Origin of the sequence: Streptomyces sp., from assembly GCF_031178505.1 — a bacterium.
Lineage (GTDB): Bacteria > Actinomycetota > Actinomycetes > Streptomycetales > Streptomycetaceae > Streptomyces > Streptomyces gulbargensis.
On sequence record NZ_JAPSIW010000409.1, the window covers coordinates 1 to 6,290 of the forward strand.

The window sequence follows — 6,290 nt, forward strand, 5'->3', positions numbered from 1 at the left end:
GACAAGGAGAAGAAGATCACCGCCTACCACGAGGGCGGACACGCCCTCGTCGCCGCGGCCTCCCCGAACTCCGACCCGGTCCACAAGATCACCATCCTGTCCCGCGGCCGCGCCCTCGGCTACACGATGGTGCTGCCGGAAGAGGACAAGTACTCGACCACGCGCAACGAGATGCTCGACCAGCTCGCCTACATGCTGGGCGGCCGCGCGGCCGAGGAGCTCGTCTTCCACGACCCGACCACGGGCGCGGCCAACGACATCGAGAAGGCCACCGCCACGGCCCGCGCGATGGTCACCCAGTACGGCATGACGGAGCGGCTCGGCGCCATCAAGTTCGGCGGCGACAACACCGAGCCCTTCCTCGGCCGCGAGATGTCGCACCAGCGCGACTACTCGGAAGAGGTCGCCGCGCTGGTCGACGAAGAGGTCAAGAAGCTCATCGAGACCGCGCACAACGAGGCCTGGGAGATCCTCGTCGAGAACCGTGACGTCCTCGACAACCTGGTCCTCGCCCTCCTGGAGAAGGAGACGCTGGGCAAGGAGGAGATCGCCGAGATCTTCGCCCCCATCGTCAAGCGCCCGGCCCGCCCGGCCTGGACCGGATCGGCCCGCCGCACCCCGTCCACGCGTCCGCCGGTGCTCTCCCCCAAGGAGCTCGCCCTGACGAACAGCGCGAACGGCACGGCGACGACCGCCACCGGCACGGTCGACACCACCAAGGGCATCGAGGTCGCCCCCGAGGACACCCCGGAGACCTGATCCCCGGACGACCCCGGAATGGCTGCCGCGCCCCCACAGGTTCTAGCCTGTGGGGGCGCGGCATTTTCGCGCCATGTTCAGACAGACGGAACGAGGCACAGATGACCGACCCGGTGACGCTGGACGGCGAGAGCACGATCGGCGAGTACGACGAGAAGCGCGCCGAGAACGCCGTACGAGAGCTCCTCATCGCGGTCGGGGAGGACCCGGACCGCGAGGGGCTGCGGGAGACGCCTGCGCGGGTGGCGCGGGCCTACAAGGAGCTGTTCGCGGGGCTTTGGCAGAAGCCGGAGGACGTCCTCACGACGACCTTCGACCTGGGGCACGACGAGATGGTGTTGGTGAAGGATATCGAACTGACTTCCATGTGCGAGCATCATTTGCTGGTATTCCATGGCGTAGCTCACATTGGGTACATTCCGGCTGAAACGGGCAAAATCACGGGCCTGTCCAAGCTGGCGCGTCTGGTCGACGTCTACGCCCGCCGCCCACAGGTGCAAGAGCGCTTGACGACGCAGATCGCCGACTCGCTCATGGAGATCCTCGAAGCGCGCGGCGCGATCGTCGTGATCGAGGCGGAGCACATGTGCATGTCGCTGCGCGGCATTCGCAAGCCGGGAGCGAAGACGACCACCTCGGCGGTACGTGGTCAACTTCGTGACGCTACTACGCGTGCCGAGGCCATGTCCCTGATACTGGCCCGTTCGTAGCGGGCTGTCCGCTTTGCTTCATACGGTCCTTGATCAGCGGAGGTCATCGCTGATCAAGGGGGCGGTATGGGGTACGGGCTGACCAGCAAGATGCTGGTGAGTGTGGTGGACGGATGGACGCAGGCCAGGAACGTGCGGCCGGGCAGCGTGCTGTGGACGCTGGACGGTGACCGAACGGTGCGGAGCACTGTCGACGACGTGACAGCGGTCAAGGGCCGCGACGCCGTCGAGGTGGTCACGGACCATACAACCTTCACGGCAAGTCCTGACCTGCTGCTGGCCACGCCGGAGGGCTGGACACCCGCGGTCGATCTCACGGGGAGGACCGTTGCCTGGACGCCGACACGGAAACTGTGCCGGGAGCGGTTCACGATCCGGCCGGGCTACGAGTTCGGCTACTTCGTGGGTGCCACGTGTGCCGATGGCACGGTCGGCAAGAACTACGTGTCCTTGATCGTGAACGAGGAAGGCTTTGCGGCCCGCTACGCGGCGGCATTGACGGCTTGCACGGGGCTTTCGGCGCGTCTAGGAGGCGGTGACTCGGCCGTCCGGTTATCTGCAGCGAGACGTGCCCGGTTTCCGCGTACGCGTGGTCTCCTCACTGCTCTCCGATGCCATGCGGCACTACGTGGGTGGCGACGCCCACCACATGCGCCAGCGCTTTCCGCGGGTGGTGCTGCGGGACATCGACACGTTCCAGGGCTTTCTTGACGGCTACATCGACGGCGACGGCTGCGGCACGGCTCATGGGTACGGGCGCATCATCACGAGTGCCAACGTGCCGTTCCTCGTCGAAGTGGCGCGGTGATCGGAGCGCGCTTCACCCCGTCGAAGCGAGGGCTGGCCTCGCGACTCTACGTGTCGAATCGCTGGCAGAGCCGCGGCACCTTCGCCCCCGAGCACCACGCGCTCCACCCGCCCGAGTCCTCCTGGGTCCAGGTCCACGAGGTCCGCCCCCGGCCGGCCGCCGGCGCCAAGCCCTTCACGTTCTACAGCTACCGGCTGTCCCCGCACCCGACCTTCCTGGTGAACGGGCACCTCGTGCGCGAGGCCTGGTGAGCGGCTAGGCCGCCGGGGCGCGGCCTTGGCCTTCGTCGTCGTCCTCCGGGAGCTTGCAGACGTGCTCCAGGAAGAGGGCGGCGGCGATCACGCCGATGCCCGCCGCGACCGAGAGGGCCGCGTAGAGGGCCTGGTCGCGGCGGGCCGGGACGTCGAGGGAGGCGAGCAGGAAGACGCCGATGCCTCCGTACATGCCGGCGACGAGCGCGGCGACCAGCGCGCTGGCCTGGCCGAAAACGACCGCCCGGGCCGCCATCAGGGGTTCCACGCCCTTCGCGCCGGGGCGGCGCTCCCGCTGGGCCTTGAGGCGGGCGCGCAGGGAGAGCGCCGTCGCGGCGAGGACCGCCGCGATGACGGCGAGGACGACGGGGGCGGCGAGGGGCACGCTGGGAAGGGTGCCGACGGAGTCCCAGAGGCGGCTGGCGCCCCAGGAGAGGATGCCGGCCACCAGGAAAAGTCCGGCGAGCACCTTCAGCCGCAGTTGTTTCACCGGGTGTCCTTCATGTGGTCGCGGAGCGGTCTGCCACGAGCGTAACGATTACTCGGGCAGACGGAGTTCCAGGTCGTCACGGGGGGTGACGTCCGTGTGTCCCAGGGAGGTCAGGAGGTCGGCGACGGCTCCGTGGCCGGGCAGGAGCGCGGCCGGGTCGACGTCGTTCCAGGGGGCGAGGACGAAGGCGCGCTGGTGGGCGCGGGGGTGGGGCAGGGTGAGGACGGGGTCGTCGGAGACGACGTCGGCGTACGTGATGATGTCGACGTCGATGGTGCGGGCGCCCCAGCGCTCCTCGCGGACGCGGTGGAAGGCCTCCTCGACCGCGTGCGCCCGCTCCAGGAGGGAGGAGGGCGGCAGGGTGGTCTTCACGAGGACGACGGCGTTGAAGTAGGAGGGCTGGGTGCCCGGCTCGACGCCCCAGGGCTCCGTCTCGTAGACGGGGGAGACGGCTTTGACGCGGAGGCCGGGGGTGTCGGCGAGCGCGTCGACGGCGCCCTGGAGGGTCTCCAGGCGGTTGCCGAGGTTGGCGCCGAGGGCGAGGACGGCCCAGCGCGGGTTGGAGAGGGTGGTGTCGGCGGCGTCGACGGTCTCGACGACGGCGGCGGGCACGGGCTGGACGGTGGGGTCGCTCTGGGTCGGCTTCATCGTCGGCTCCGGGTGATGGTGACGGTCACGTCGTCGAAGGGGACGGTGATGGGCGCGTCGGGCTTGTGGACGACGACCTCCACCTCCTGGACGCCCGCGTGGCTGAGGCACCGCTGGGCGATGCGCTCGGCGAGGGTTTCGATGAGGTCGACGGGTTCACCCTGGACCACGTCGACGACCTCCTCGGCGACGATGCCGTAGTGCACCGTCTTCGTCAGGTCGTCGTCGGCGGCCGCCGGGCGGGTGTCCAGGCCGAGGACCAGGTCCACGATGAAGGTCTGGCCCTCCTCGCGCTCCTTGGGGAAGACGCCGTGGTGGCCTCGGGCCTTGAGGCCGCGCAGCGCGACACGATCCACGCGAATCACTCCTGCTGTCGTAGTTCCGGTGGCCACGCAGCCGGGTGCGGACGGCCGGGTGTCCTCTGTCGAATCTACCCGCGGGCACCGACAGCACCCGCCCGTGGGGCCGGTGCGGGCCGTTCGCGGGGGGTGGCCGCGGGGTCAGGGAGTGCCGGGGAGGCCCGGGGCGCCGGGGTCATCGCCGCCGGGTGTGTCGTCCGTCTCGGTGAGGACGGGGGAGGCGTGGTGGGACCAGATCCGCCAGCCCTCGGGGGTGCGGCGGAAGAGGTTGGTGGCGACGACGAGCTGGCCCATGAGGGGTCCGAGTTCGGCGCCGTCCTCGGCGGGGCCGCCGCTGAGGATGTTCTCGGTGCAGGTGACGAGGGCGGTGTCGCCGGCGACGGTGACCGTGAGGTCGGTGAGGAAGAACTGGATGTACTCCGTGTTCGCCATGATCAGGGCGTAGGAGCGGAGGACTTCCCCGCGGCCGGTGAGGACGGGCCAGCCTGGGTGGACGCAGGTGATGGGGGTGGCGCCGTCGTCGAGCCAGAGACGGGAGACGGTGTCGAAGTCGCCGGTTTCCATCGCTTCGTAGAAGGCGGTGTTGGCGGCTTCCACGGCGGTCCGGTCGGTGGTGGGGGTCACGCGGCTCCTTCTACGGCCCTGGCGACGCGGACGGCGTCGGCGGTGGCGCGTACTTCGTGGACGCGGACGGCCCAGGCACCTTCGTGGGCCGCGATGGCGGAGACGGCGGCGGTGGCGGCGTCGCGTTCGCGCGCCGGGGGCGGGGCGGCGCCCTCGCGGGCGAGGACGTGGCCGAGGAAGCGTTTGCGGGAGGCGGCGACGAGGAGGGGGTGGCCGAGGGCGCGGAGCCGGGGGAGGTGGGCCACGAGGGCGAGGTCGTGGGGGGCGTGCTTGGCGAAGCCGAGGCCGGGGTCCACGACGAGGCGGTCGGGGTGGACGCCGCCGTCGACGACGGCTTCGATGCGGACGCGGAGTTCGTCGACGACCTCGGCGACGACGTCGTCGTAGACGGCGAGGCTGTTCATGTCCTTGCTGAAGCCGCGCCAGTGCATGACGACGAAGGGGACCTCCGCGGCGGCGACGGTGGGGACCATGCGGGGGTCGGCGAGGCCGCCGCTGACGTCGTTGACGAGGGTGGCGCCGGCGTCGACGGCGCGGGCGGCGACGGTGGCGCGCATGGTGTCGACGGAGACGGTGACGCCTTCGGCGGTGAGGCCGCGGACGACGGGGATGACGCGGCGGAGTTCTTCGTCCTCGTCGACGCGGGTGGCGCCGGGGCGGGTGGATTCGCCGCCGACGTCCACCAGGTCGGCGCCTTCGGCGACGAGGTCGAGGCCGTGTTTGACGGCGGCCGTGGTGTCGAACCAGCGGCCGCCGTCGGAGAAGGAGTCCGGGGTCACGTTGACCACGCCCATGACGGCGCAGCGGTCCCACTCCGGCAGGCCGCGGGCGGTCCCGCGGTCGATCGTCGTACTCATGTGTCCAGCGTAGGGCCCGGGGGTGTGATCAGGCCGCGCGGACCTCCTGCTCGGGGCGGGCGGGTGCGGGCAGGTGGGCGCAGGGGCGGGGGGCCGGGGCGGTCCTGCGGGCGAGGGGGCGGGGCAGGGAGAGGTTGACGAAGCCTTCGGCCTGCATGGCGGCGAAGCCGATGCGGGGGAGGTCGCGGCTCTTGCGGTAGACGACGAAGCGGGGTTCCCAGCGGGGCTGGAACTTGGCGTTGAACTTGTACAGGGACTCGATCTGGAACCAGCGGGAGAGGAAGACGAGGAGGCCGCGCCAGGCGCGCAGGACGGGGCCGGCGCCGATCTTCTCGCCGCGGGCGAGGGCCGCGCGGAACATGGCGAAGTTGAGCGAGACGCGTGCGATGCCGAGGGCCGGGGCGGCCTGGAGGGCGGCGACGATGAGGAGCTCGTTCATGCCGGGGTCGGCGGAGCGGTCGCGGCGCATGAGTTCCAGGGACATGCCGTCGGGGCCCCAGGGCACGAAGTGGATGATCGCCTTCAGGTCGCCGAAGGGGCCGTGGGCGGTGTCGGCGGTGTCGGCGTCGGTCCTGTGGGCGGTGGCTATGACGGCGTCGCCGTCGCCGGGGGCGCCGATGCGGCCGAGGGCCATGGAGAAGCCGCGCTCGGTGTCGCTGCCGCGCCAGTCGGCGGCGGCGGCGCGGATCCGTTCGAGTTCGGCGTCGGTGAGGTCACGGACGCGGCGGACCTGGGTGGTGTAGCCGTTGCGCTCGATGCGCTTGACCATCTGGCGGACGTTGCG

Annotated in this window: 9 protein-coding genes and 1 pseudogene; 4 read left to right on the forward strand and 6 right to left on the reverse strand. The window is 70.8% G+C overall.

Annotation, left to right across the window (positions count from 1 at the left end; translation table 11 throughout):
* From RIF68_RS23620 to RIF68_RS23635, 4 genes and pseudogenes are all read left to right on the forward strand, one after another.
* Window positions 1-759, forward strand: a pseudogene (locus RIF68_RS23620) (cell division protein FtsH); the annotation flags it as partial.
* A 101-nt stretch (window positions 760-860) separates the two neighbouring features.
* Entirely contained in the window at window positions 861-1,469 is a 609-nt protein-coding gene (folE, locus tag RIF68_RS23625; RefSeq protein WP_309053299.1) for a GTP cyclohydrolase I FolE, read from the forward strand.
* Window positions 1,470-2,058: 589 nt separating this feature from the next.
* The gene (locus RIF68_RS23630; RefSeq protein ID WP_309053300.1) at window positions 2,059-2,277 is read left to right on the forward strand and encodes a hypothetical protein; all 219 of its coding nucleotides are present in this window, start codon (window positions 2,059-2,061) and stop codon (window positions 2,275-2,277) included.
* Window positions 2,278-2,327: 50 nt separating this feature from the next.
* Entirely contained in the window at window positions 2,328-2,528 is a 201-nt protein-coding gene (locus RIF68_RS23635) for a hypothetical protein (protein WP_309053301.1), read from the forward strand.
* A gap of 4 nt (window positions 2,529-2,532) precedes the next feature.
* On the opposite strand, the gene RIF68_RS23640 is transcribed toward RIF68_RS23635, so the two are convergent.
* From RIF68_RS23640 to RIF68_RS23665, 6 genes are all read right to left on the reverse strand, one after another.
* Window positions 2,533-3,018, reverse strand: a complete 486-nt coding sequence (locus RIF68_RS23640; RefSeq protein WP_309053302.1) for a DUF3180 domain-containing protein — start codon at window positions 3,016-3,018, stop codon at window positions 2,533-2,535.
* Between the two features lie 48 nt (window positions 3,019-3,066).
* Window positions 3,067-3,666, reverse strand: coding sequence for a 2-amino-4-hydroxy-6-hydroxymethyldihydropteridine diphosphokinase (folK, locus tag RIF68_RS23645; RefSeq protein ID WP_309053303.1), 600 nt, complete (start codon window positions 3,664-3,666; stop codon window positions 3,067-3,069).
* Window positions 3,663-4,022 (reverse strand): dihydroneopterin aldolase, encoded by a 360-nt coding sequence (gene folB / locus RIF68_RS23650; RefSeq protein ID WP_309053304.1) that lies wholly within the window; start codon window positions 4,020-4,022, stop codon window positions 3,663-3,665. The genes folK and folB overlap by 4 nt, the downstream gene beginning before the upstream one ends.
* 144 nt (window positions 4,023-4,166) lie before the next feature.
* Window positions 4,167-4,649: a nuclear transport factor 2 family protein gene (locus tag RIF68_RS23655; RefSeq protein WP_309053305.1), complete on the reverse strand. Its 483-nt coding sequence runs from the start codon at window positions 4,647-4,649 to the stop codon at window positions 4,167-4,169.
* Complete coding sequence (gene folP / locus RIF68_RS23660) at window positions 4,646-5,506, reverse strand: dihydropteroate synthase (protein ID WP_309053306.1); 861 nt, start codon at window positions 5,504-5,506, stop codon at window positions 4,646-4,648. The genes RIF68_RS23655 and folP overlap by 4 nt, the downstream gene beginning before the upstream one ends.
* A gap of 28 nt (window positions 5,507-5,534) precedes the next feature.
* A partial coding sequence (locus RIF68_RS23665; protein ID WP_309053307.1) for a phosphatidylglycerol lysyltransferase domain-containing protein occupies window positions 5,535-6,290 on the reverse strand: 756 nt, incomplete at its 5' end.